The 23,101-nt window shown below is 75.4% G+C and carries 11 protein-coding genes and 2 pseudogenes; 8 read left to right on the plus strand and 5 right to left on the minus strand.

The window, feature by feature from the left end:
• Window positions 1–6: 6 nt before the first annotated feature.
• Window positions 7–6,015 carry a hypothetical protein gene (locus IPL61_01155; GenBank protein ID MBK9029943.1) on the minus strand — a complete coding sequence of 2,003 codons (6,009 nt, stop codon included), beginning with the start codon at window positions 6,013–6,015 and terminating at the stop codon, window positions 7–9.
• Window positions 6,016–6,090: 75 nt separating this feature from the next.
• On the opposite strand from IPL61_01155, the gene IPL61_01160 reads away from it, so the two are divergent.
• Window positions 6,091–6,957, plus strand: coding sequence for a pentapeptide repeat-containing protein (locus tag IPL61_01160; GenBank protein ID MBK9029944.1), 867 nt, complete (start codon window positions 6,091–6,093; stop codon window positions 6,955–6,957).
• 110 nt (window positions 6,958–7,067) lie between these two features.
• Here the strand turns inward: IPL61_01160 and IPL61_01165 are convergent, their stop codons facing one another.
• Window positions 7,068–12,698, minus strand: coding sequence for a hypothetical protein (locus tag IPL61_01165; GenBank protein ID MBK9029945.1), 5,631 nt, complete (start codon window positions 12,696–12,698; stop codon window positions 7,068–7,070).
• Between the two features lie 340 nt (window positions 12,699–13,038).
• Between IPL61_01165 and hutH the strand changes: the two are divergent.
• Window positions 13,039–14,467 (plus strand): annotated as a pseudogene (hutH, locus tag IPL61_01170) (histidine ammonia-lyase).
• Between the two features lie 14 nt (window positions 14,468–14,481).
• A complete protein-coding gene (hutU, locus tag IPL61_01175) occupies window positions 14,482–16,143 on the plus strand; it encodes a urocanate hydratase (GenBank protein ID MBK9029946.1) in 1,662 nt (553 codons plus the stop codon).
• A 9-nt stretch (window positions 16,144–16,152) separates the two neighbouring features.
• Here hutU and IPL61_01180 read toward each other — a convergent pair whose 3' ends face one another.
• The gene (locus IPL61_01180; GenBank protein MBK9029947.1) at window positions 16,153–17,052 is read right to left on the minus strand and encodes a LysR family transcriptional regulator; all 900 of its coding nucleotides are present in this window, start codon (window positions 17,050–17,052) and stop codon (window positions 16,153–16,155) included.
• A gap of 108 nt (window positions 17,053–17,160) precedes the next feature.
• Between IPL61_01180 and IPL61_01185 the strand changes: the two genes are divergently transcribed.
• From IPL61_01185 to IPL61_01195, 3 genes are all read left to right on the plus strand, one after another.
• Entirely contained in the window at window positions 17,161–18,267 is a 1,107-nt protein-coding gene (locus tag IPL61_01185; GenBank protein MBK9029948.1) for a TerC/Alx family metal homeostasis membrane protein, read from the plus strand.
• Window positions 18,268–18,508: 241 nt separating this feature from the next.
• On the plus strand, window positions 18,509–19,207 hold the full coding sequence (locus IPL61_01190; protein ID MBK9029949.1) for a CoA transferase subunit A: 699 nt from the start codon (window positions 18,509–18,511) through the stop codon (window positions 19,205–19,207).
• 145 nt (window positions 19,208–19,352) lie between these two features.
• Window positions 19,353–20,012 carry a CoA transferase subunit B gene (locus IPL61_01195; GenBank protein MBK9029950.1) on the plus strand — a complete coding sequence of 220 codons (660 nt, stop codon included), beginning with the start codon at window positions 19,353–19,355 and terminating at the stop codon, window positions 20,010–20,012.
• Between the two features lie 36 nt (window positions 20,013–20,048).
• Here IPL61_01195 and IPL61_01200 read toward each other — a convergent pair whose 3' ends face one another.
• Together IPL61_01200 and IPL61_01205 are read right to left on the minus strand one after the other, a co-directional pair.
• Complete coding sequence (locus tag IPL61_01200; GenBank protein MBK9029951.1) at window positions 20,049–20,297, minus strand: type II toxin-antitoxin system RelE/ParE family toxin; 249 nt, start codon at window positions 20,295–20,297, stop codon at window positions 20,049–20,051.
• Window positions 20,294–20,566 (minus strand): type II toxin-antitoxin system Phd/YefM family antitoxin, encoded by a 273-nt coding sequence (locus tag IPL61_01205; protein ID MBK9029952.1) that lies wholly within the window; start codon window positions 20,564–20,566, stop codon window positions 20,294–20,296. Before IPL61_01205 ends, IPL61_01200 begins: the two co-directional genes overlap by 4 nt.
• 169 nt (window positions 20,567–20,735) lie before the next feature.
• On the opposite strand from IPL61_01205, the pseudogene IPL61_01210 reads away from it, so the two are divergent.
• Both IPL61_01210 and IPL61_01215 read left to right on the plus strand, forming a co-directional pair.
• Window positions 20,736–22,371: pseudogene (locus tag IPL61_01210) on the plus strand (methylmalonyl-CoA mutase).
• A complete protein-coding gene (locus IPL61_01215; protein MBK9029953.1) occupies window positions 22,371–23,015 on the plus strand; it encodes a hypothetical protein in 645 nt (214 codons plus the stop codon). The pseudogene IPL61_01210 and the gene IPL61_01215 overlap by 1 nt, the downstream one beginning before the upstream one ends.
• Window positions 23,016–23,101: the final 86 nt, after the last annotated feature.

A 23,101-nucleotide genomic window follows, 5' to 3' on the forward strand; every position in this document is an offset into this window, starting at 1 on the left:
TGCGGCTCACGCCTGGCACAGCGCCGCCAGGGCGGCGAAGTCCTCGCTGACCGCGAACTGCACCAGCGCGGCCACCGCGGGGTCGCGGTAGCCGGCGGTCAGATCGGGCGCGCCGGCCCGGGCGGCCAGGAGCGCCAGCGGGGCCCCGGCGCCGCCCGCGGCGACCAGGCCGGCCCGGTGGGCGGCGATCTCGAGCGCGCGGTGGAGCGCGTGGTGATCGAACGACGTCGTGTCGATGCCGGCCGCGTGCGTGCGCAGCTCGGTCAGGAGCCCCGACGGGATCAGCCGCCGCAGCCGCTGGATCTGCAGGCCCACCTGGTCGTTGTCGACGGCGAGGTACGGCAGGTCGGGCTGGAACAGGCGCAGCAGCGCGACGACGAGCACCCCGAGCTCGTCCTCGGGCAGGCGCGCGAGGATCGACAGGTGGGCGGTGGCCATGCGCAGCGCGCCCGCGGCGGCGAAGCGGACCGCGGCCAGCCGGTTGCCGTCGGCGACGGCGGCGCCGATCACCAGCGACAGCGGGCTGGTCGGCTCGGCCACCATCGCGTAGGGCTGCCGGGTCGACACGTACACGTCGATCTCGCCGAGGCCGAAGCTCTCGGCGACCTCTTGCGCGGCGGCGGCCACCGGGCTGTCCTTGGCGCGCAGGCGATCGCCGCGGGTCACGCCGTAGGGCCGCAGGTCGATCCCGACGTGCTTGGCCAGGCGATCGCCGAGCAGCGTCACCATCTGGCGGAGCCCGCCGGAGATCGCCGGCGGCCACAGGAGCTCGTCGGCCTCGGGCCGCAGCAGGCCCGCGAGCTGGACCGAGCCGGCGCCGATCGCGCCCTCGGCGTCGGCCCCGAGCATGCGGGCGATGTCGACCGCGGCGCGGTGGACCGCGCCCTGCCCGGCCACGCCGGCGTCGTGGCGCGCGCGCGCGACCCGGGCCAAGACCCGGAACGCCCCCGGCTCGATGCCGCCGGCGATCCGCTGCCGCATCGCGGCGGCGACCATGCCCAGGTGGACGCGGATCGACGCCGCGTCGCCGGCGGCCTCGTAGAACTTGATCAGCTCGGCCAGCGCGACGTCGCTGTCGGGCGCCGCGTCGACGGCGAGCTGGTACGCGCGCTCGGCCTTGCGGCGATCGGCGAAGCCCTCGGCGAAGATGCGCCCGACCCGGTGCAGGTGCGCGACCTTGCGGGCCGGCACGGTCTCGTTCTTGACCAGGCGCTCACACGCGCCGAGCGCCATGCGCCACTCGCCGGTGGCGATGCCGAGGTCGGCCAGGCGCTCGAGCGCCGACTCGTCGTCGGGATCGTGCGCCAGCACCCGCTGGAACGCGCGGATCGCCGCCGGCGCGTCGGGCAGCCGATCGGCGTAGATCATGCCGAGCCGGAAGTGGATGTTGCGCAGCATCGTCGCGTCGCGCTCGAGCCGCGCCCGCGCGAGCAGCGCGTCGGCGGCGTCGCCCCACGCGCCCTGCTCCCAGGCGATGTCCGACAGCGCCGCGATGGCCCGCAGATCCGCTGGCGCGCGATCGACGATCGCGCGGTAGTGGTACTTGGCGCGCTCGCGGTCCTCGAGGAAGTTGCGCGCGAGCTCGGCGATCGCGCGGTGCAGCGCGACCCGCTCGGCGCCGTCGGTCTCGACGGTCAGGCGCTCCTCGAGCAGCGCCGCCAGCGCCTCGTGCTCGCCCTGCTCGTCGAGCAAGAGCCGCAGGCGCACGAACGCGTCGGTGTGGTGCGGATCGGCCGCCAGCGCCGCGCGCAGGGCGTCGATCGCGCGCTCCCCGGCCAGCGCGCGATCCATGAGCGCGACGCCCGCGAGGTGCCACAGGCGCGCGCGGGTGGCCGCGTCCTCGGACAGCGTGGCCTCCTTGCTGGCGGCCTCGGCGAAGTCGATCCACAGCTGGCCGCGCAGCGCGGCGTCGCGCCAGCCCTCGAGCGCGGCCGGGTAGCCGTTGCGCAGCTCGTTGGCCTCGCGGAAGTGCGCGAGGGCGTCGTCGAGCCGGCCCAGGTCCGACAGGGTCTCACCGCCGCGGGTCAGGAACGCCGAGCGCGTGCGTGGGTCGCTGGTGAAGTACGCGGCGACCGCGTCCTCGAGCGCGGCCAGCTCGGGCGAGCTGCCGCCGCGCCGGACCAGGCTCTCGAGCTGGAACAGCGCGCGCCGGGCCCGCGGCGCCTGGGTCAGGATGTCCTGGTACGCGGCGCGCAGCTCGTCCTCGGGCCGATCGAGCCGCTCGAGCAGGAGCGCGTGATCCAGCGCGAGCGCGACGCGATCGGGCCCGGGCGGCTCGGCCGCGAGCTGGCGCTCACGCAGGCCGGCGAGGTCGGCGATCCGACCGGCGCCGACGTACGCGCGCTCGAGCTCGCGGATGACCGACAGGCGCGACGGATCGGCGGCGACCGCGGCCTCGATCGAGATCAGCGCCGACGCGCGATCGTCGCGGATGCCGCCGTCGACCCGGGCCAGCGCCTCGTACGCGTCGGCCCGGGCGCGGGCGTCGCCCGCGTCCTCGGCCAGCCGCAGGTCCGACAGCGCCTGCGCGGTGATCGGGCCGGCCTCGCCCACCGCCGCCGCGACCCGCTTGAGCGGCTCGGCCGCCAGCGGATCGTGGGGCCGCAGCTCGAGCGCGCGCTCGAGCAGCGCGAGCGCGCCGACGCTGTCGCCCTGCTCGGCCAGCTGCTCGGCGTCGCGGACCAGCCGCGCGAAGCCCTCGGCGCGGTTGCCCTCGACCCGGGTGGCGCGCGGTGGGGGCGCCGCGTCACCGAGCCGCCGGCGCGCGGCGGCCAGCGCGTCGTGGACGAACGCGAGGTTCGGGTGATCGTCGGCGATCGCCGCGAGCAGCGTCGCGGCCCGCGCGGGATCGCCGCCGCGATCGAGCAGGAGGCCGGCGGCGCGGTAGCGCAGGAGCGCGGCCTCTTGCGGCGCCGTCGCGGCGACCGCGCTGGCGCGCTCCTCGAACGTGAGCGCGACGTCGGCCCAGGCGCCAGCGGCGGCGCCGAGCGCGGCGGTCGCGGCCAGGCGGCGCGGATCGGCCGCGCTGACCTCGTGGAGGATCTCGTCGGTGTCGGGCCAGTCGCCGCCGTGGGCCGCGACGATCCGCGCCCGCGCCACGGCGATCGTGGCCGCCGCCGCGGGCGACTCGGCCGCGGCCTGGGCCCGCGCCCAGGTGCTGGTGATGACGTCGGCGTCGCCGGTCGCGGCGGCCAGGACCATCGCGCGCGGGTGCGCCAGCTCGGCGTCGACGCCGAGCTCGGCGACCTGGCTCCAGGCCGCCAGCGCGCGCGTCATCGAGGACGGCTCGTCGGGGCGGGCCGCGCGGTCGAGCGCGGCGGCGGCCTTGCGCGCCCACAGCCGGGCGTCGACCCGCTCGTCGGAGCGCGCCGCGATCGACGCGAGCAGCTCGCCGCGGCGATCGGCCTGACCGCCGGCGCCGAGGACGTCGGCCCAGGCGTCGGCCGCGGCCGGGCTGTCGATGGTCTCGGCCACCGGCACCAGATCGAGCGCGCGCTCGAGCTGGCCGCTGGCGGCCAGGAGCGTCGCGGCGCGGACGCGATCGAGCTCGTCGCCGAGCCCGACGCCGATCCGCTGCAGCAGCACCTCGGCGGCGCCGGCGGCGTCGCCGCTGCCGAGGCGGCCGTTGATCACCGCGGTCGTGGCGAGCTCGTCGCCCGGCTCGACGGCGAGCACGGCGTCGTGGAGCTCGGCGACCCGCGGATCGTCGGCCGGCAGCCGCGCCGCCACCCACAGCGACGCGGCGCGCCGCAGCGCGGGGTCGGCCGCCCGCGGCGCCAGCGCGATCGCGCTGGCCGACAGGGTGCCCGTCACGAGCGCGGCGTTGAGCAGCGCCGCCTGGACCGTGGGGTCATCGGGCGCGAGCCGGGCCGCGGCCTCGAGGCCCTCGCCGACGCCACGGCGCGCGGCCTCGAGCCAGAGCCCCACCTGCGCGGTGGGCGAGCCGACCGCCCCCGCGAGGGCGGCCAGCGCCGCGCCGCCCTCGGCGACGCGGACGGCCCCGACGTGGCCCGCGAGCGCCGTGCCGTCGGCCGTGATCGCGGTCGCGAAGCTGCTGATCGCGCCGGGCCGATCGCCCTGCCGATCGCGCAGGTGACCGCGGGCCACGTCGACCGCGGCGCGCAGGGCCGGGTCGGCGATCACCGCGCCGAGGCGCTCGAGCGCCTCGTCGAGCTCGTCGGCGCGGCCGTCGAGGAACGCCAGCTCGAGCTGCGCGAGCTGCGCGCGGACGTCGCCCTTGGCCTCGTCGAGGAGCTCGCCGACCGCGACGCGGGCGAGGTCCTGCTCGGCCGCGGCCATCAACAGATCGACCCGGTGCAGCGCGAGCGCGCGGCGCTCGAGCGGCCCGGCGATCCCGAGCTCGGCGTCGAGGTGGGTCGTGGCCTCGGCCAGATCGCCGGCGCCGCGGGCGATGCGGCGCAGTCCGCGCAGAGCGGCGGTCGCGCGCGGATCGGCCAGCAGCGCGGCGTCGTAGCTGGCGCGCGCGCGGTCGGTGTCCCCGAGCCGCTCGTACAGCCGCCCGGCCTCGATCCGCAGCACCGCCTGCTGGCGGGGCTCGTCGATCAGCTCGAGCTCACCCTCGAGCCGCAGGATGCCGCGGGCCGCGGCCTCGCCGGGGTCGAAGCCGACCGCCGGGTCGGCGTGCTCGGGCAGCGCGAGCGCGTCGAGGTCGAGCGGCGGCAGCACGTCGGTGAAGATCGGGGGCGGCAGCGCGACGCCGACCGGCGACGGCGCCACCTCGGCGATGGCCGACGCGGCCACCGGGACGGGGTCGGGCACCATGACCGGCGGGGCCGTGACGGGGCGGACCGGCGCGGGCCGGACGAAGATCGGTCCGGACCGGTCGACGGCCGGCGGCGCGGCGGCGGGGCCCGAGCGATCGGCGGCGAGGGCCACCGGCGGCGGCCCGATCTTGGTCTGGCTGACACCGTCGTCCGCCCACGCCGCGGCCGAGACCGGCTCGGGCGCGACCGACGCCGGCTCGGGCGCCGGCTCCACCGACAGCTCGAACTCGTCGTCATCGGGAGCGGTCGGTGCGATCGGCGCGGGCGCCGCGCCCGGCGTCACCGCCGTGGGCGCGGGATCGAAGGACGCGAGCACGTCGTCGACCGCGGCGCCACCCTGGGCGAAGGGCTCGACCGCGCCGCCCGCGAACGCTCCGGACTCGGCGACCAGCTCGGGGATCGCCTCGGGGATCGCCTCGACCACGGCCGCGACCTCGACGGCCGGCGCGGCCGCACGTGCCTCGACCACCACCTCGTCCACCTCGATCGCCTCGACGGCCTCGACGGCCTCGACGGCCTCGACGGCCTCGACCACGTCGACGACGTCGCCCGCCTCGACGGCGTCGGCGCTCGGCGCGACCGGCTCGGGCTCGCCGACCGGCGTCACCTCGGGCGCGGCGAACTCGGCGATCGCCGCGTCGAACGCGAGATCATCGTCGAGCGCGACCGCGGCGGCCCGCGCCGCCTCGGCCTCGAGCGCGGCCGCGGCGTCGAGGGGCTCGGGCGGCCGCACCGACATCGTCGGGGTCGGGCGCGACGCCCGGCCCGGCGCGTCGACCGCGCGGCGGACGACGTTCGAGGTCACGCGCCGCGTCGACGCGGGCGTGCCGGTCACCTCCTCCTCGTCGCCGCCGATCTCGATGTCGGCGTAGAAGTCTTCCTCGGGCGCAGCCTCGGGCGGCGGCAGGTAGCCGGTGCTCGGCGTCGGCCGAGCGGCGCGCTCGTCGCCGCGGTTGCGCGCCAGCTTCTCGAGCTCGCGCAGATCGGCCACGCGGGTCGACTCGGCGCCGCCGAACCCGCCGGTCGAGGCGCGCTTGCGCTGGCCGACATCGCCGCGGCGGACGATCGCCGCCGTCCGGATCGGCTTCTTGTGCGCGCCGGCCTCCGCGAGGAGCTCGTGGTCGGGGTTCAGGATGCGCGTGCGGTTGGCGCGATCGAAGGTGTCGTCGGAGAGGTCGCGCGCAGGATCGGAGAAGTCCTCGGGCAGGACCTTGCCGGCCCCGCGGTCCATGGTCTCGTCGATCTCGAACATCTCGGCGCGGACGTCGGCGACCCGGGTCATGTCCCCGCTGGCCTGGTGCGACATCTGGCGCAGCTCGTCGAGATCGTCGGCGGACGGCGCGAACGGGTCGTCGTCGATCGGCTCGCTCGACGCCAGCGCCTGCATCGCGGCGTCCGGCCGCACCGCCGACGTCAGCACCTCGTCGTCGTCGAACGACGCGACCGCGACGTCGGGCGACACCTCCTCGATCGGCGGCAGCGGTGGCGGCTGACCCAGCAGCGACCCCAGCGCCTCGGGCGGGCCGCTGAAGCCGAGGTCCGAGAAGTCGGTCTCGTCGAACTCGCTCGCCGACGGCGGCGGCGCAGGCGCCGGCGCTGGACGCGGCGGTGCTCCGCGCGCGGGCGCGATCACCACCGGCGGCACGGTCCGGGCGCGGGGCGGCGGCGGCGGGGTCGTGCGCGCGCCGGTGCGCTGCGGCCGGGGCACCGCGGCCGCGGGCGGCGGGCCCACCGGGGCCACAGGGACCGCGGTCATCACCGTCGGTTCGTCGAACGCCGCCAGCGACGGCGCCGTCGGCGCAGCGCTCGACGTGGTCGGCTCGTCAGCGGCCTGGGCCTCAGCGGTCCGGGCCGCGGCGGCGCGGGCCTCAGCGGCGTGCGCCTCAGCGGCGTGGATCTCCGCCGCGCGAGCCTCCGCGGCCCGGAGCTCAGTGGCTCGGAGCTCCGCCGCGCGAGCCTCAGCGGCGCGACCCTCGGCGGCCCGGACCTCAGCGGCGCGCGCCTCCGCGGCCTGGGCCTCGGCGGCCGCGGCCGCAGCCTGCGCTGCAGCGATGACGGCGGGCGGATCGGCGAGCGGCGCCCGTCCTGGCGGCGTCGCCACGGAGACGGTGCGCGTGACATCGTCGTCGCCGCTCTCGAACGCCGTCGACGGCGTCGCCACGGTCGCGCCTGAGAACAGGCTCTCGTCGGCGTGCAGCGCGTCGAAGGTCTTGTCCCACTCGTCGAGCTCGGACAGGAGATCGTCATCAGCACCAGGACCAGAGCGATCCGAACCGCCGGTCGTCATCGAGCACCTCCGGGCGCCGTCGGGCGGGCCCGCTGGATATCGCGCAGCGCGGCGTGATCGGCCGACACCGACCAGCGCACCAGGTCGACGGACGCCGGGTCGAGGTGGCGTCCGCCGCGGCCGACGTCGAGCACGCCGAGCGCGATCCCGAGATCGCCGCCGAGCAAGAGGCCGGCGCGGTTGCTCGACGCCAGCTCGGCCTGACGCCAGCTCACCAGATCGCCGAGCTCGCCCATCCGTCCGGCCAGCGCGGCCACGGCCTTCTTGTCGCGCCGCGCGATGTGCTTGTCGACCAGCCGCGTGCGCTCCGCGATCGCGGCCTCGTCGCCCGCCACGCCGGCGGCCAGCGCCGCCGGCGCCGGGACCCCGGCGACCTTGAGCGCGGCCATCACGAACCACGCGACCTCGGCGTCCTTGAGCTCCGCCAGCGCGGCGGTCCGCTCGGACGCGAGCCAGGCGGCGCGGCCGAGCAGGAACCGCGCGAGCGCGGTGGCGCCGCTGGCGATGTCGGCCCCGCAGCACACCACCGGCGTGTCGCTCGACAGCACCCGAGCCTGGCCGGCGCGGGCCTCGCTGACGTAGATGTCCACGTCGCTGGCGCCGAACCCGACCAGCGTCGCCGCCAGCGCCTCGTACTTCTTGCCGAGCGCCTTCATCGCGATCCGGTCGCCGCGGACGAACCCGAGCTTGGCGGGATCGACCGCCAGCGCGGCCGTGACCGCCGGCGCGATCGCGCGCCACAGGTCGCCGGCCACGCCGCCCGCGCGCGGCGCGCGCAACGCCGCCCGCGCGGTCGCGTCGAGGAGCTGGCGCGACGGCGGCGACGGCGGCAGCTCGCGGCCCGCGGCGATCAGCGAGCGCTGGTCGGGGCCGGGCGCGCCGAGGGCCTCGAGCGCCACCAGGGCCAGCCACTGCCCGTCCCGATCGCCGGCCCAGCCGAACACCGTCGCGAGCCGATCGTAGAGCGCGACGCTGGTCGGGCTCGCGTCGATCGCGCGCCGGAAGTCGTCGACCCCGCGGGCCAGGAACTCGGCGCGGGCGCCGGGGCGATCGCTGGCCGCCAGCTCGACCTGCTCGCGCAGGAGGTCGAGGTGCAGCGGGTCGAGCCGCCGCCCGCGGTCGAACGCGGCCAGCGCCTCGCCCGGATCGCGGAGGTGGTCGCGGGCGATCCGGCCCAGCCGGAGCTCGTCGCGGGCGCGCTCGGTCGGGTTGACGCGGAGCCGCGTGATCTCGCGCAGCTCGCGGATGACCCGGGGCCACTGCTGGGCCTGCGACGCCAGCCCGACCAGGCGCTCGCGCAGCATCAGATCGTTGGGCCGCTGCGAGATCACCCGCTCGACCTGCTCGATCGCCGCGGCGACGTCGCCGAGATCCTCGGCCAGGGTCCGGGCCAGGATCAGCTCGGCGTCGGCCCGCGCCACCGGATCGGTCTCGACCTCCAGATAACGGCGCCACAGCGCGGCGGCGGCCTCGGCCTCGCCCAGCTCGCCGGCGGCCTCGGCGCGGCGCCGCAGGCCGTCGCGGTGATCGGGCGCGCGCGCGAGCAGGCGATCGAGATCGTCGGCCGCGCCGCGCATGTCCCCCAGACCCAGGAGGAGCTGCGCGCGCTCCGACAGCAGCGGCACGGCGTCGTCGCCCGCGCCGTGGCCCTCGGCCAGCCACGCCAGCCGCTCGGTGATGATCTCGATCAGCGTCCGGACGTCGCCCTTGCCGCGCGCGAGCTCGGCGAGGCGCTCGAAGATCGGCGTGCCGGGCTGATCGGCGAAGATGCGCCGGTACACCGCGACCGCCGCGACGACGTCGGCGCCGCGCCCGGTGCCGTCGAAGATCGCCGCGGCGCGCGCGTAGAGCGCGTGCTTGCTCTCGGTGCCCGCGGTCACCGCGGCCAGCGCCAGCGCCGCCCGGGCCTCGGTCGCGGGATCGCCGCCACGCGCGGCCAGGCGGATCAGCGCCTCGAGCGCACGCACGTCGCCCGCGTTGCCGCGCAGCACGGCCGCGACCGCGGCGCCGGCCTCGCGCAGGCGGCCCGCGGCCTCGAGCGCCTCGGCCCGATCCAGCTCCCAGCCATCGCGGGCCGCCGGATCGTCGGCGAGCGTCGACCGCATCGCCAGCACGTCGGCGCGCGCCAGCAGCCGATCGATCGCCGCGGCGGTGTCCTCGCCAGGCGCCGGCGGCGTCGCGGTGGCGTGCTGCTCGGCCGCGACGAGGAGGGCGCCGACGTCGTCGGGCGCGATCGCGCGCGCCGAGCTGACCCGCGCCATGGCCACGTCGAACTCGCCGGCGGCGGTGGCGATCGCCGCCGCGCGCAGGTGCAGCGCGGCCGCGGCCTCGGGCATCGCCACCTGGCCCGCGAGCCGGGTGAACGCCGCGGCCAGCGCTGGGCGATCCTGGCGGCGCGCCGCGACCAGCGCGGCGCCCAGGAGCGCGCCGACGCCCGCGCGCCCGTCGAGGTCGGCCGCGGCGAACGCCTCGGCGGCCTCGTCGAAGTCCTCGAGGACCAGCGCGTAGAGCCAGCCCAGATCCTCGTGCAGCGCCGCCGTCAGCGCCGGCTCCTCGGCCCGGGCGGCGAGGGCGCGGGTAGCGGCGACCCGCTGCATCGTGTCACCGCGGCCCGACGCCAGCACCAGCGCCGCCACCGCGGCCTGGACGCCCGCGACCGCGCCCGGCTCGCTGACGGCCTCGGCCCGCAGGTACGCCTCGCCGGCGTCGTCGAGATCGCCCGCGCGCTCGCGGGCCAGCGCCCAGGCCAGGGTCGCGGGACCGCCATCGTCGACGCTCAGCTCGAGGGTCCGCACCGCGCTGCCGAGCTCGCCGGCGGCGATCGCCGTGCGGACCGCACCGGCGCGGGCGTGGACGTCGTCGGGCGCCCGCTCGAGCAGCTGGCGGTAGACCGCGAGCGCGTCGCGCGGGCGCGCCAGCCGGTCCTCGTACAGCCACGCGGCCTCGCGCAGCGCGCGCTCGACCGAGGGGCCGTCGGCGAGCCCGTCGGCCTCGGCCCGGCGCGCGGTCGCCAGCTCGTCCCAGCGGCCGACCCGGCGCAGCGCCGCGAGCAGCGCCGCCGCGGCGAACTGATCGTCGGGCCAGTCGCCGAGGGTCTTGCGGTACAGCTCGATGGCCGCGTCGTTGTCGCCGGCGGCCTCGGCGAGGCGGGCCGCGGCCACCCGTGCGTAGCCGCGGCGCGCCGGCTCGGGCTCGCGCTCGGCCAGCGCGGTCAGGTGGGCCAGGCGCTCGCCGTCGAGCGCCAGGTACTCGAGCGCACCGTCGATGCGCCAGGCGACCGCGAGATCGTCGGGGTGGGCGGCGGCGCGCGCGCGATCGACCACGAGCGCGTCCGCGACGCGGCCGGCGCTGCGGTACAGCCGCGCGAGCCGGGCCCCGGACTCGGGCGCGTCGACGCCCCGCAGGATCTCGGCCGCCGCGTCGACGCGGCCGGCGCGCTCGTGCAGCTCGACCAGCGCCTCGATCACGATCGGATCGGTCGGCGCGAGCGCGCGGGCGGCGCCCAGGGCAAGGTCGGCCGCGGCGTCGCCGCGCTCGCCGCCGACGTCGTGGACCCAGGCGTGGGCCGCCGCGACGTACGCCGCCACCGCGGCGTCGGGATCGGGCTGGCCGCCGGGTCCGAACGCCTCGCCCAGCCGGGCGGCGTCGCCGGCGCGGCCCCAGGCCTCGGCCAGGGCGGCGCGATCGCCGACGACCAGCGCGTCGCGCTCGCGCAGCGCGACCACCGGGCCGAAGCCGGGCGCGCTGGCCTCGACGCTGGCCAGCACCGCCAGCGCCGGCTCGCGCTGCCCCGCGCGCAGGAGCGCGTCGGCGCGCCGGATCGACAGCGCCAGCGCGCGCGAGGGATCGCCCTCGACGGCTTGCCAGCTCTGCACCAGATCCGCGAGCTCGTCGTAGCGCCCCAGCTCCTCGGCGAGATCGGCCAGGTCGGCGAGCAGGATCGGCTCGCCCGGCGCCAACGCGATCGCGGCCTGGAGGTAGTCCCACGCCCGGTCGCCGGCGCCGAGGCCGCGGGCCACCTGGGCCTGCCGCCGCCGGATCGCGACGACCTGGAGCCGCAACGCCGCCGCGCGCCCAGGCGCCTGGCCCGGGGTCGCGGCCGCCACCGCCGCGTCGGGCACGCCGGCCGCCGCCGCCCGCGCGACCAGGTGGCTGGCGGTGGCGTCGAGGGCGACCAGGATCTCCTCGCGATCGCCAGCGAGCTCGGCGACGCGGAGGCGCTCGGCGTTGACCCGCTCGCGCTCGACCCCGAGCGCCGCCGCCTGGGTGAGCAGCTCACGGGCGCGATCGAGGTCGTCGCCGCGCTCGGTCCAGAACCGCGCCTGATCGAGCAAGTAGACCAGCTTGCGCTCGGGCCGCTGGCACGCGGCGGCGAGCTGGGCCCAGACCTCGACCTGTCGGGCCGGATCGTCGGCGACGCGCTCGAGCGCGATCAGCGCCGGCACCGACGTCGCCGACAGGAGCACCGCGTCCTCGAGCGCCGCGCGCGCGTCGTCGGTGTTGCCGAGCTTGTCCGCCAGGATCGCGGCCTTCTCGATCGACAGGTCGGCGCGCTCGTCGTCGTCGATCGCGAACCGCGACTCGGCGTCGATCAGCTTGATCAGGTTGGGCCACAGGCCGCGCCGGTAGAACACCCGGCGGATCGCCCACAGGTTGGCGCGCAGCGACGGATCGCTGGCCAGCGCCCGACCGAACGCCTTGACCGCGCGGGCCTCGTCGACGAGGCGGCGCTCGCACAGCTCGCCCAGCTCGTACGCGAGATCGGCGATCTGCTCGCGGTCGCTGGCGGCCTCGAGCCGGCGCGTCACCTCGGCGGCGCGCTCCTCCCACGCGGCCTCGCCGAGATCGCCGAGCGCGCGCTCGATCGCCGTCGGCGACTCGAGGCGGTGCTCGAGCGGCAGCTCGGAGACCGGCACTGGCGGCGCCTCGGGCTCCGGCGCTGGCCCCGGCTCGTCCGGCAGCGCGATCACGCCCGACACCTCGCCGATGTCCGCCACGTCGAGCGGGATGCTGACGTCGCTGACGTCGCCGACCTCGTTGACCTCGCCGACCCCCATGGGCACGTCGACGTCGACGTCGACGGCGGCCTCGGCCGGGATCGCGCCAGTCGGAAGCACGGTCGGGATCACGGTCGGCGGCACCATCACCGGCGGACGCATCGGCGGCATGACCGCTGGCGGGCGCGGGCGCAGCGACGGCACCGGCGGCAGCGGCGGCCGGGCGCCCGGCGGGCGTGGCGGGATCGCGAGCGGCGGCGGCACCCGGAGGGGGGCCGGCGCCGCGGCCTCGGCCTCGCCCGAGAGATCGGTCTCGACCGCCACGTCATCGAGCGACAGCTCCTCGGCGTCGGCCACCAGCTCGGCGCCGACCTCGACCACGGCGCCCTCGGCCGCACCATCCTCGGCCACACGCACGTCGGCGACGGCGCCCCCGCCCTCGACCACGGCGCCCTCGACCGCGACGTCCTCGACCACGACGTCCTCGACCACGACGTCCTCGACCACGCCGCCCTCGACCACGCCGCCGTCGCCCCCACCGCCGTCGTCGATGGCCTCGGGCACGGCGCTCTGGCCGCTGGGCTCGTCGTCATCGATCGACGCCATCATCGCGTCGATGCGGGACGCCATGGAGCGCGGCATCCCCTCGCCCGGATCAGCGTCAGGACCTGTTTCGTCGCCTGCTCGTGCCGTCTCGGGCGCGCCCGGATCCGTGGGGTTGGACACCGTCTTTAGATCAACATTCGAGCGCCTCGCCGTCAACGGAACCTGGCGACATTTGGGCCTTTCTCCCCGTGCGCGCGGCTGTTGTCGACGTGCGTTGACCTGACGCACCGGCGCGACTACACAGGCACCCGTGACCGCCCTCGCCCCGATCGCCCTCGGCTCCCTGCCCCTCACGCTCGAAGACATCGCCGCGGTCGCGCGCGCCGATCGCCCGGTGACGATCGCGCCGGACGCCGACGTCGCCATGGCGACCGCGCGCGCGTCGATCGATCGCGTGGTCGCCCAGGGGGATCGCGCGCCCGCGGTCTACGGCGTCAACACCGGCTTCGGCGCCCTGGCCGAGGTCCGGATCTCGGCCGACCAGGTGCGTACGCTCCAGATCAACCTGGTGCGCTCCCACGCGGCGGGCATCGGCGAGCCGCTGCCGCGCGACGCCACCCGCGCGATGATGCTGCTCCGGGCCGCGGTGCTGGCGACCGGCCGCAGCGGCGCCCGGCCCGAGATCGCCGCGCGGCTGTGCGCGATGCTCGCCGCCGGCATCCACCCGGTGATCCCGCGCCGCGGCTCGGTCGGCGCGTCGGGTGATCTCGCCCCGCTGGCGCACCTGGCGCTCGGGTTGATCGGCGAGGGCGAGGTCGAGCACGGTGGCCGGCACGTGCCCGCGGCCGAGGCCTCGCCGCCGCCGGGCTGGCGCCGATGGTGCTCGAGGCCAAGGAGGGCCTGACGCTGCTCAACGGCACCCAGCACCGACCGCCATCGGCGCGCTGACGATCCACGACGCCGAGGCCACCTGCCGGGTCGCCGATCTCGCCGGCGCGATGTCGCTCGAGGCGCTCAAGGGCACGGTGGCCGCGTTCGACGAGCGCGTGATCGCCGCGCGCCCGCACCCGGGCCAGATCGAGGTCGCGGCCGGGCTGCGCGCGCTCCTGGCCGGCTCGGCCATCGCCGCGTCGCACGCCGACTGCGGCAAGGTCCAGGATCCGTACTCGCTGCGCTGCATGCCGCAGGTCCACGGCGCCACGCGCGACGCCCTCGCCTACGGCCGCACCGTGCTCGAGCGCGAGGCCAACTCGTCCACCGACAACCCGCTCGTGGTCGCCGGCGGCGAGATGATCTCGGGCGGCAACTTCCACGGCCAGCCGGTCGCGCTGGCGCTCGACTTCGCGACGATCGCGATCGCCGAGCTCGCCAATATCAGCGAGCGCCGGGTCGAGCAGCTGGTCAACCCGCACCTGTCGAGCGGGCTGCCGCCGTTCCTGGCGCCCGACAGCGGCCTCAACTCCGGGTTCATGATCGCCCAGGTCAGCGCCGCCGCGCTGGTCAGCGAGAACAAGGTGCTGGCCCACCCGGCCTCGGTCGACTCGATCCCGTCGTCGGCCGGCCGCGAGGATCACGTGTCGATGGGCGCGCACGCCGCGCTCAAGCTGGCCCAGGTCCACGATCATGTCCGCATGGTCCTGGCGATCGAGCTCCTGTGCGCGGCCCAGGGGCTCGACCTGCGCCGGCCGCTGACCAGCACCAGGCCGCTCGAGGCGGTCCACGCGGTGATCCGTGCCAAGGTGCCGGCCATGATGGTCGACCGACCGCTCGCGCCCGACATCGTCGCGGTGCGCGGGCTCATCGACGACGGCTCGCTGCTCGCCGCGGCCCGCGGCGCCGGCGTGGCCCTGTAGCACCAGGAGAACGCATGACCACCGACGCGCCCATCGTCCGCGCGCCCCACGGCACGACCTTGACGTGCAAGGGCTGGCAGCAAGAAGCGGCCCTGCGCATGCTCATGAACAACCTCGACCCCGACGTCGCCGAGCGCCCGAGCGAGCTGATCGTCTACGGCGGGCTCGGCAAGGCGGCGCGGTCGTGGCCCGACTACCACGCGATCGTGCGCGAGCTGCGCCGGCTCGAGCACGACGAGACCTTGCTGGTGCAGTCGGGCCGCGCGGTCGGCGTCTGGAAGACCCACGACGAGGCGCCCCGGGTCTTGATCGCCAACTCCAACCTGGTGGGCCGCTGGGCCACGTGGGAGCACTTCCGCGAGCTCGATCGCAAGGGCCTGATGATGTACGGCCAGATGACCGCGGGGTCGTGGATCTACATCGGCACCCAGGGCATCCTGCAGGGCACCTACGAGACCTTCGCCGCGGCCGGCCGCACCCACTGGGGCAGCGACCTGGCCGGCAAGGTGGTGCTGACCGCCGGGCTCGGCGGCATGGGCGGCGCGCAGCCGCTGGCGGTGGTGATGGCCGGCGGCGTGTGCCTGGCGATCGAGATCGACCCGAGCCGGGTCCAGCGCCGGCTCGAGACCCGCTACCTCGACGAGGTCGCCGACTCGCTCGACGACGGCCTGCGCCGGGCCCGGGCCTGCGCGGCCCAGGGCGTGGCCCGGTCGATCGCGGTGGTCGGCAACGCCGCCGACGTCTACGCCGAGCTGGTCCGGCGCGGCGAGCTGGCCGACCTGGTCACCGATCAGACCTCGGCCCACGATCCGCTCAACGGCTACGTCCCCCAGGGCTACACGCTCGCCGAGGCCGCGGCGCTGCGCGTCCGGGATCCGGACGACTACGTGGCGCGGGCGCGGGCGTCGATGGCGGTCCAGGTCGAGGCGATGCTGGCGATGCAGGCCCAGGGCGCGCACGTGTTCGACTACGGCAACAACCTGCGGGCCGAGGCCGAGCAGGGCGGCTGCGCCGGCGCGTTCGGCTATCCCGGGTTCGTGCCGGCCTACATCCGACCGCAGTTCTGCGAGGGCCGTGGGCCGTTCCGCTGGGCCGCGCTGTCGGGCGATCCGGCCGACATCGCGGTCACCGATCAGGTCGTGCTCGACGAGATCGGCGACAGCCACGGCCTGGCGCGGTGGATGAAGATGGCCCAGGAGCGGGTCGCGTTCCAGGGCCTGCCGGCGCGCATCTGCTGGCTCGGCTACGGCGAGCGCGATCGCGTCGGCCTGCGCTTCAACGAGCTGGTCCGGACCGGCAAGGTCAAGGCGCCGATCGTGATCGGGCGCGATCACCTCGACAGCGGCTCGGTCGCCTCGCCCAACCGCGAGACCGAGGCCATGAAGGACGGCTCCGACGCGGTCGCGGACTGGGCGATCCTGAACGCGCTGGTCAACACCGCGGCCGGCGCCACCTGGGTGTCGTTCCACCACGGCGGCGGCGTCGGCATGGGCTACTCGCTCCACGCCGGCATGGTCGTCGTCGCCGACGGCACCGCCCGGGCCGACCGGTGCCTGGCGCGCGTGCTCAGGAGCGATCCCGGCATGGGCATCCTGCGCCACGCCGACGCCGGCTACGACGAGGCCATCACCGCCGCCGACGAGCGCGGCGTGCGCATCCCGCGCCGCAGCGAGTAGCGCCGCGGGTCACCCGAACAGATCGTGGCGCGCGGCGTCGCGGATCGCCACGACCGCGGGGTGGACCAGCTTGCGCTCGATCGAGATGGCGTAGAAGCGATCGCGCACGCCGTCGGCCTCGCCGATCGCGACCAGATCGTACTGGCGCGCGACCGGCGCGGCGATCACCGACGGCGCGAACACCAGGCCCATGCCGTCGGCGGCGAAGGCCTTGAGCAGCGCCGAGTCCTCGGCCTCGGCCACCACCCGCGGGGTCAGCTCGTGGCGCGCGAACCAGGCGTTGAGCGCCCGGCGCAGGGGTGAGCCCGGCAGCGGCAAGAGCATCGGCGCGTGGTCGAGGCCGCGCGGGAAGCCCTTGCGCAGCGACCGGGCCAGCGCCGGCGGCGCCAGCGCGGTCACCGCCGACTCGCCCAGCAGGTGGCTGAACGCCCGCACCGCCGCGCCCGGCGGCACCGGCGCGTCGGCGATCACCACGTCGAGCTCGTGCCCGGCCAGGTCGGCCAGCAGCCGATCGAACTGATCCTCGCGGCACACCAGCGTCGGCGCCTCGGCCAGCGCCAGCGCCGGCGCCAGCAGGTGCCGCACCAGGAGCTTGGGCACGACGTCGCTGATCCCGACCACCAGGCGCATCGGCCCGGCGCCGCGCTGGCCCCGGATCGCGTCGCGCAGCTCGCCGCCGAGGCCAAAGATCTCGCTGGCGTAGCGGTACGCGACCCGCCCGGTCTCGGTCAGCGCCAGCTTGCGGCCGCGCTTCTCGAACAGCGCCACGCCCAGCGACTCCTCGAGCTTCTTGACCTGGGCCGACAGGGTCGGGTGCGACAGCCGCAGGATCTTGCCGGCCGGCGCCAGCCCGCCCTCCCGCGCGATCACCCAGAAGTACAGCAAGTGGTGGTAGTTGAGCCATTCCATCGGCGCGCTCCAACGGTTCGAGAAAACCGAATCGATATCAGCAAACATTCTACTCGACCCGCTACCCCGGCATCGCCATCTTGTCGCCATGTCCATCGGAGATCGCGCTTGATCTGGCTCTACCTCGGCTTCGTCGGCTTCATCCTCGGGCTGCTCGCCCTGGATCTGGGGGTGTTCCATCGTCGCGACAAGCTCGACAGCGTCAAGGCGGCGCTCGGCTGGTCGGCCCTGTGGATCAGCCTCGGCCTGACGTTCTCGGCGGTGATCTACCTGGGCTACGAGCAGCACTGGCTCGGCCTCGGCACCGGCGTCGACGGCACCGCGACCGCGCGGGTCTCCGCCGACGGCACGACCTACTACAACGACGGCGGCTCGGCGATGGTGAAGTACCTGACCGGGTTCTTCGTCGAGAAGTCCCTGGCGATCGACAACATCTTCGTGATCGCGATGATCTTCGCGGCGCTCAAGGTCCCCGCGATGTACCAGCACCGCGTGCTGTTCTGGGGGATCCTCGGTGCGCTGGTGATGCGCGGCCTGATGATCGGCGCCGGCGCCGCGCTGATCACCCGGTTCGCGTGGATCATCTACGTCTTCGGCGGGTTCCTCATCCTGACCGGCGTCAAGATGCTGCTGGTCAAGGACGACAGCGCCGACCTCGCCGATGGCCGGCTGGTGCGGCTGATCCGCCGCCTCATCCCGATCACCGAGCGCTTCCACGGCCCGCGGTTCCTGGTCCGCGCCGGGACGCCAGCGGCCGAGGCCCCGGCCACGCCCGACGCCGCCGCTGCGCCCGACCGCGTGGTGGCCGCGGCGCGGCGCGGCGCGCGCCTGGCCACGCCGCTGTTCCTGGCGCTGGTCCTGGTCGAGTTCACCGACCTGATCTTCGCGGTCGACTCGATCCCCGCGATCTTCGCGATCACCACCGACCCGTTCCTGGTGTTCACGTCGAACGTGTTCGCGATGCTGGGCCTGCGCAGCCTGTACTTCGCGCTGGCCGGGATGATGGATCGGTTCCGCTACCTCAAGCCGGCGCTGGCGGCGGTGCTGGTGATCATCGGCGGCAAGATGCTGACCCACGGCCACCTCAAGGCGTGGCTCGGCGAGTCGTTCAACTTCTACGTCATCGCGGTGGTGCTGAGCGTGATCGCCACGGGCGTGCTGACGTCGCTGTTCGTGACCCGGCGCGAGGCCCTGGCGGCCCAGGCCGCGGCCTGACTCGACCCGGAGCCGGCCCCGGAGCCGGAGCCGGAGCCGGAGCCGGAGCCGGAGCCGGAGCCGGACCCGGAGCCGGAGCCGGAGCCGGAGCCGGAGCCGGAGCCGGACCCGGAGCCGGACCCGGAGCCGGAATCCTCCTCGACCGCTCCGTCCCTCCCGACACATCGGGCGCCGCAGCGGGCCGCCCCTCGGTGACCGCCCCGGTTGACTCCCGCGGCCCGCGCGCCTAACGATCCGCGCGATGAACAAGGTCTACGCCGACGCCACCGCGGCGCTCCACGACGTGACCGACGGCGCGGTCATCCTCTCCGGCGGATTCGGCCTGTCGGGCAACCCCGAGCACTGCATCCGCGAGCTGGCGCGCCGTGGGGTCAAGGACCTCACGATCGTGTCCAACAACTGCGGCACCACCGACCGTGGCCTCGGCGTGCTCCTCGCGCAGGGCCAAGTGAAGAAGATGATCTCGTCGTACGTCGGCGAGAACAAGGTGTTCGAGCAGCTGTTCCTGTCGGGGCAGCTCGAGGTCGAGCTGTGTCCGCAGGGCACGCTGGCCGAGCGCATCCGCGCCGGCGGCGCCGGCATCGAGGCGTTCTACACGCCGACCGGCTACGGCACCAAGATCGCCGAGGGCAAGGACACCCGCGAGATCAACGGCAAGCGCTGCGTGCTCGAGCACGCGATCCGTGGCGACGTCGCGATCGTCAAGGCGTGGAAGGGCGACGCCTGGGGCAACCTGGTCTTCCGCAAGACCGCGCGCAACTTCAACCCGCTCATGGCCGCGGCCGGCCGGATCACGATCGCCGAGGTCGAGGAGCTGGTGCCGGTCGGCGACCTCGACCCCAACACCATCCACACCCCGTCGATCTACGTCCAGCGCATCTTCGTCGGCACCGCCTACGACAAGCCGATCGAGCAGCGCACCGTGCGCCCGCGCCGCTGAGTTCCAGGGGGCCTGTCGCCAGGCCCGCCCCGACCCGAGACGCGAGACGCCCAGCGCGCGGACGGGTGCTCGACCGAAACAGTTCCTGACGCTGAGCTTCCGCGGCTTCGTCGCCGAACCCTCCCACCCCAGGATCGGAGCCCCCATGGCCCTCGACCGAGATCAGATCGCCCGCCGCGTCGCCGCCGAGCTCCAGGACGGCTACTACGTCAACCTCGGCATCGGCATGCCGACCCTGGTCGCCAACTTCATCCCGCCCGGCATGGACGTCGTCCTGCAGTCGGAGAACGGCATGCTCGGCATCGGCCCGTTCCCCGAGGACGGCGACGAGGACGCCGACCTCATCAACGCCGGCAAGCAGACGATCACCGCGATCCCCGGCTCGGCGTTCTTCGACTCGGCCGAGAGCTTCGCGATGATCCGCGGCGGCCACGTCGACGTGTCGATCCTCGGCGCGATGGAGGTGTCGGAGCACGGCGACCTCGCCAACTGGATGATCCCCGGCAAGATGGTCAAGGGCATGGGCGGCGCGATGGACCTCGTCGCCGGCTCCAAGCGCGTCATCGTGATGATGGAGCACACCACCAAGAAGGGCGCGCCCAAGATCCTCGCCGCCTGCACGCTGCCGCTGACCGGCGTCGCCTGCGTCCACACGATCATCACCGAGCTCGCGGTGATCGACGTCGGCCCCGCCGGCCTGACCCTGCGCGAGCGCGCCCCGGGCGTCTCGGTCGACGACATCCGCGCCGCCACCGGCGCCCCGCTCGCCACCGCCGGCGAGGTCCCCGAGATCGCGGTCGCCTGAGGCGCGGCGCTGGGGCCCGACGCCCGACCCCGGCGCTCAGGCCGGCGGCGCCCGCCGACAATGGCGGACGTAGGCGACCTCGATGACGTTCCGGGGGCGGAGTCGGTAGACGATGCGGAACATGTCGATCACCGACGATCGATAGCCCGTGAACGGCCCGGCCATCGGCGCGCCCAGCTGCGGGAACTTCTCGAGCATGCGCAGGCGCCGCAGCACGCGGCCGAGGACCGGCTCGAGGATCTCATCGAGATCGTCGCTGGCCTGCGGCAGCAGGACGACCTTCACCGCCGGGTCCGACGCTTGACGTACGCGTCGAGCGTCGTCACCTTCCCGGCGCGCGACTCGCGCTCGGCCCGCGCCAGGCGCCGCGCCCAGTCCGGGTTCGTCATCTCGTCCCGGGTCGCGAGCAAGCCCTCGTAGACATCGAAGCTGACCAGCACCGCCGCGGCCCGACCGCGCTGGGTGATCACCACCGCCTGCTCGGTGTCCCGGACCTGGTCGACGTACTTCTTCGCCTTGGTCTGGAGGTCACTGATCGGGATGATCTTGTCCATATAGAATAGTATGTGCCTGGACACATACCTGAGCAAGCCGACCGGCAGCTGGGCGCGGCGCCCAGCGGGTCCGGCGCCGGCGCCGGCGCCGGGGCTCACGGGATCGCCCGCATTCGCCCGGCCGCGGCGCGTTCCGCTGGCGGCCCGGGCGCGGTAGCCTGCGGGCGCCGTGTCCGAACCCGCCGACGGAAAGTCCGCCAAGAAGCCGCGCGCCCTGCGCAAGCCCCGCTTCGCCACCGACGCCGACCTCGAGATCAAGGGCGCGTACGGGCCGGCCGACACCGCCGGGCTCGACGTCGACCGCGATCTGGGCGCGCCCGGTCAGTTCCCCTACACCCGCGGGGTCCAGGACACGATGTACCGCGGGCAGCTGTGGACGATGCGGCAGTACGCCGGCTTCGGCACCGCGGCCGAGTCCAACCAGCGCTACAAGTACCTCCTCGCCCAGGGCGGCAAGGGCCTGTCGGTGGCGTTCGACCTGCCGACCCAGATGGGCAAGGACAGCGACCACCCGACCGCGTCCGGCGAGGTCGGCCGGGTCGGCGTGGCGATCGACTCGCTCGACGACATGCGGGTGCTGTTCGACGGCATCCCGCTGGGCGCGGTCTCGACCTCGATGACGATCAACGCCACCGCGGCGACGCTCCTGGCGCTCTACGTCGCGGTCGGCGACGAGCAGGGCGTGGCCCGGACCGCGCTGCGCGGCACGATCCAGAACGACGTGCTCAAGGAGTACATCGCGCGCGGCACGTACATCTATCCGCCGCGGCCGTCGATGCGCCTCATCACCGACACGTTCACGTACTGCAGCCCGCGAGGTGCCGCAGTGGAACACCGTGTCGATCAGCGGCTACCACATCCGCGAGGCCGGGGCCGACGCGATCCAGGAGGTCGCGTTCACGCTCGCCGACGGCATGGCCTACGTCGAGGCCGCGATCGCCGCCGGGCTCGCGGTCGACGACTTCGCCCCGCGGCTGTCGTTCTTCTTCAACGGCCACAACAACTTCCTCGAGGAGATCGCCAAGTTCCGTGCCGCCCGCCGCATGTGGGCCCGGATCATGCGCGACCAGTTCGGCGCCCAGAACCCCAAGAGCTGGCAGCTCCGGTTCCACACCCAGACCGCCGGCGTCACGCTCCAGGCCCAGCAGCCGCTGGTCAACATCGCCCGGGTCACGATCCAGGCGCTGGCGGCGGTGCTCGGCGGCACCCAGTCGCTGCACACCAACAGCTTCGACGAGGCCCTCGGCCTGCCGACCGAGGAGGCGGCGCGGATCGCGCTGCGCACGCAGCAGGTCATCGCTCACGAGAGCGGCGTCGCCGACTTCATCGACGCGCTCGGCGGCAGCTACGCGATCGAGCACCTGACCTCGGCCATCGAGGACGGCGCCCGCGCGTACCTCGACGCGATCGCCGAGCAGGGCGGCGTGATCGCCGCGATCGAGCGCGGCTACCAGGCCCGCGAGATCGAGCGCCGGGCCTACGAGCACCAGCGCGCGGTCGAGCGCAAGGACCGGATCGTCGTCGGCGTCAACGACTTCACGATCGACGACGAGGTCCCGGTCGAGGTGGCCCGGATCGATCCGGCGCTCGAGCGCGATCAGGTCGCGCGGGTCCGGGCGGTGCGCGCGCGCCGCAACGCCGATGAGCACGCCCGCGCGCTGACAGCGCTCGGCGACGCCGCCCGCGGCACCGCCGACCTGGTCGAGCCGATCGTCGGCGCGGTCAAGGCGCTGGCCACCGTCGGCGAGATCGCCGACGTCCTGCGCGACGTGTTCGGCGAGCACCACCCGACCCGGACCCTGTGATGGCCGGCAAGTCCCGGCGCCCGGCCCCGCCGCCGGTCCGCCGTCAGCTGGCGCTGCCCGTGTCGACCTCACCGCTGCGCGGGGCGATCCTGACGATCGCCGACGCCCTGTGCGACCAGGACATCCCGGTCCCGGCCCTGACCAACCGCGGGTTCGCCGAGAAGTTCGGCAGCCCCAGCCACGGCCTCGACGACGTCGCGCTGGCCCGGCTGCTGGCCGAGTACGTCGACCGCGGCATGCTCCGCTGGCGCGGCCGGGCCGAGCACCTGCTGGGCCGCCCCGACGTGATCGGCCTGACCCCGGCCGGCGGCGCCGCCTGGGAGGCCGCCCGCAGCCCCGACTGGGAGCGCTACGTCGACATCACCCTGCGCGAGACCAAGGACGACTGGCGGCTCGAGGTCCGCTCGCCGTCGAAGGACGCCGCGTTCTCGTACCTGACCGCGGGCGAGGCCGGGGCGCTGCACGTGCTCACCGGGCGGCCGCGCTGGAAGAAGGTGCCGCGGGCCGCGGTGCTGCCATGGCGCAAGATGTCGGTGTGGGTAGGACGCGTGTCGTGCCGCATCCCGGCGCTGGCGCCCGATCCCGTCCGGTTCACCAAGCAGTTCGCCGGCTGGCGGTCGGCGCGCGATCTGCGGAGCGCGTGATCCCACGGGGTTGCGTCGGCGGCATTTTCGAGCTTCCATAAGGACATCGCGAACGGGGCGCGGCCAGCGGTGTGGGCCAGCTCTCG

The organism is Myxococcales bacterium (assembly GCA_016717005.1).
In the GTDB taxonomy this organism is placed as follows: domain Bacteria; phylum Myxococcota_A; class Polyangia; order Haliangiales; family Haliangiaceae; genus UBA2376.